Source organism: Streptomyces sp. NPDC057543, assembly GCF_042801895.1.
In the GTDB taxonomy this organism is placed as follows: Bacteria; Actinomycetota; Actinomycetes; order Streptomycetales; family Streptomycetaceae; genus Streptomyces.
The window spans coordinates 1-3,141 of the sequence record NZ_JBHVFF010000508.1; the positions used below are offsets into that span (position 1 = coordinate 1).

The following is a 3,141-nucleotide window of genomic DNA, read 5'->3' on the forward strand; positions in this document are numbered from 1 at the left end:
GCGTACTACAGGTACTGCCCGGTATTCGCCACCGTGTCGATGGAGCGACCGGTGTCCGCGCCCTGCTTTCCGGTGACGAGCGTGCGGATGAAGACGATCCGCTCGCCCTTCTTGCCGGAGATGCGGGCCCAGTCGTCCGGGTTCGTGGTGTTCGGCAGGTCCTCGTTCTCCTTGAACTCGTCCACGCATGCCTGGAGGAGATGGGAGACGCGAAGGCCCTTCTGGCCCTGGTCGAGGAAGTCCTTGATGGCCATTTTCTTGGCCCGGTCGACGATGTTCTGGATCATCGCGCCGGAATTGAAGTCCTTGAAGTAGAGAACTTCCTTGTCGCCGTTGGCGTACGTGACTTCGAGGAAGCGGTTCTCCTCGGACTCGGTGTACATCCGCTCGACGACGGACTGGATCATCGCGTGCGTGGCGGCTTCCTTGGAGCCGGTGTGCTCCGCGAGGTCATCCGCGTGCAGGGGCAGCGAAGGCGTGAGGTACTTCCCGAAGATGTCCTTCGCGGCCTCCGCGTCGGGGCGCTCGATCTTGATCTTCACGTCGAGGCGACCGGGGCGCAGGATCGCTGGGTCGATCATGTCCTCGCGGTTGGAGGCGCCGATGACGATGACGTTCTCCAGGCCCTCGACGCCGTCGATCTCGGCGAGCAACTGGGGGACGATGGTGTTCTCCACGTCCGAGCTGACGCCGGATCCCCGGGTACGGAAGAGGGACTCCATCTCGTCGAAGAAGACGATGACGGGGGTGCCCTCACTCGCCTTCTCGCGGGCGCGCTGGAAGACCAGGCGGATGTGCCGCTCGGTCTCGCCGACGTACTTGTTGAGGAGTTCGGGGCCCTTGATGTTCAGGAAGTAACTCTTGCCCGCGGGCTGGCCGGTGACTTCGGCGACCTTCTTGGCAAGGGAGTTGGCCACTGCCTTGGCGATGAGCGTCTTGCCGCAGCCGGGCGGCCCGTAGAGCAGGATGCCCTTCGGCGGCCGCAGTTCGTGCTCCTTGAAGAGGTCGGGGTGGAGGTAGGGGAGCTCGACCGCGTCCCGGATCAGCTCGATCTGGTCGCCCAGGCCGCCGATCTTGCCGTAGTCGATGTCCGGCACCTCTTCGAGGACGAGCTCTTCGACCTCGCTCTTGGGGACCACTTCGTAGACGTAGCCGGACCTGGGTTCGAGCAGCAGGGCGTCGCCGGGGCGGATGGTGGCGTCCAGCAGCGGCTCCGCGAGCCGTACCACCCGTTCCTCGTCGGTGTGTCCGATGACCAGGGCGCGCTCGCCGTCCTCAAGGATTTCCTTGAGGGTGACGATGTCCCCGGCCCGCTCGAATTCCATGGCGTCGACCACGTTGAGCGCTTCGTTGAGCATGACTTCCTGGCCGCGCCGGAGGTCGTCGAGCTCGACGCTGGGGCTGACATTCACCCGGAGTTTGCGGCCTCCGGTGAAGATGTCGCAGGTGCCGTCCTCGTTGCCCTGCAAAAACACGCCGAAACCGGCCGGCGGCTGTGCGAGCCGGTCGACTTCTTCCTTGAGGGCCACGATCTGGTCGCGGGCCTCGCGGAGTGTGTTGGCGAGCCGCTCGTTCTGCGCGGACACGCCTGCCAGGTTGGTCTGCAACTCGACGATCCGCTCTTCGAGAATCCTCGTATGGCGCGGAGAGTCGGCGAGCTTACGTCGCAGGACGGCGATTTCCTGCTCGAGATAGGCGACCTGGCCGGCTGGGTCTTCGGACCCCCGCCCGGGCCGGATGCCGCGGTTGATGTCGTCGTCGTGGGCTGCCACGGTCCTCACCTCCTCCAAGGGGAGCTGGACGCTTCCTGACCCTACCTGGGTGGGTGATGATTGAAACCCCTAGATCACAAAGACTGCGGGGCGTGTCCGATCCTCACCCTTGCGTTCCCCCTCGTGAGAGGGGAATACCCACCCTTCAACATCGGAAAGCGGCCGGTTGTATCGTCGAACCGTTCAACACCCGTCAGGGCTGGCTTCTTTTGGTTCGGATACGCAGGGAACGGCAGGAAAAATGACCGTGCAGCAGGACGCTCCCACCGGTAGCGACACTCAGGACCTGGAGGTCTGGATCGACCAGGACCTGTGCACGGGGGACGGGATCTGCGTGCAGTACGCACCCGAGGTGTTCGAGCTGGACATCGACGGCCTGGCGTATGTGAAGAGCGGCGACGACGAGCTGCTGCAGGACAAGGGCGCGACCACACCCGTACCGCTTCCGTTGCTTCAGGACGTCGTCGATTCGGCCAAGGAGTGCCCGGGCGACTGCATCCATGTACGTCGCGTTTCGGACCGGGTCGAGGTGTACGGTCCCGAGGCCGCCTGATCCGGCGGTTGCGGGCGGGCGGGCACGCACGGTGACCGCTCAGGCACTTCCGGTGCCGGCCCGGGTGGTGCGGACGAAGGCACCGCCCTGCCACCGCCAGGTGACCTTCTCCTGCTGGTCGGGACAGCAGCGGGGTACGTCGGCCGAGGAATAGCCGAACAGGGTGGCAAAGACGGCTCCGTCACGCACCGCGAAATCGCCGATGCTCATCTGCTGGGCGGGGTCCACCAGGGTCGCCACGATCCGGGGTGCGGCCCCGTTTCCCTGTGTGAGGACGTAGACACCGCTGGGCGGGGTGCCGGAGCCGGCCGCGCAGTGGACCACGGCGACGGTTTCGGGGCGGCCGTCGCCGTCGAGGTCGCCGGGCGCCTGTTGGGCCACGGTGCTCTCCGTCCCGCCGCATTCCAGGGGGTAGGCCGCCCGCTGTGGATCGGGGGCGGCGACGGGCGCGGTGCCGTGCTGCGCGGTGGTCCGGTGAGGGGTCGAGGCGGAGGCGGTGGGGTCCGGCTGGAGCATGCCGGCTGCCGCGACGACGGCGGCCATCGCTGTCGCGGTGGCGAGCCAGTGGAGCGGCTTGGTGTCGGTGTGCGCGAGGTCCGGGAGCTCGGAGGTCTGCACGCGGGAAGTCTCCTGTGGTTCCTGTGGATCGGGATGCCTGGTCGGGCGGTGCCACCGGTGGGACGTCCGCGGTGGTGCGGGGTGGCCAGCATCGTGCCACACCTCACAGAACAGAGGAACGGTGGGGTCGGCCACGGATGCGTGTCCGTACGGGCAACGAGGGGACGCCGCCGCCGAGTTCCCGGGTCGGTCCGGGAA

At 66.8% G+C, this 3,141-nt stretch carries 3 protein-coding genes; 1 reads left to right on the forward strand and 2 read right to left on the reverse strand.

Annotated elements, in window-relative coordinates:
* Nucleotides 1-5: 5 nt before the first annotated feature.
* A complete protein-coding gene (arc, locus tag ACFU8Q_RS40575) occupies nucleotides 6-1,772 on the reverse strand; it encodes a proteasome ATPase (protein WP_384464965.1) in 1,767 nt (588 codons plus the stop codon).
* 241 nt (nucleotides 1,773-2,013) lie between these two features.
* Between arc and ACFU8Q_RS40580 the strand changes: the two genes are divergently transcribed.
* A complete protein-coding gene (locus ACFU8Q_RS40580) occupies nucleotides 2,014-2,325 on the forward strand; it encodes a ferredoxin (RefSeq protein ID WP_114243630.1) in 312 nt (103 codons plus the stop codon).
* A gap of 39 nt (nucleotides 2,326-2,364) precedes the next feature.
* Here ACFU8Q_RS40580 and ACFU8Q_RS40585 read toward each other — a convergent pair whose 3' ends face one another.
* On the reverse strand, nucleotides 2,365-2,943 hold the full coding sequence (locus tag ACFU8Q_RS40585; RefSeq protein ID WP_384464969.1) for a hypothetical protein: 579 nt from the start codon (nucleotides 2,941-2,943) through the stop codon (nucleotides 2,365-2,367).
* Nucleotides 2,944-3,141: the final 198 nt, after the last annotated feature.

Coding starts and splice junctions, on each gene's coding strand:
- ACFU8Q_RS40580 (WP_114243630.1), top strand. CDS start 2,014: ATGACCGTGCAGCAGGACGCTCCCACCGGTAGCGACACTCAGGACCTG.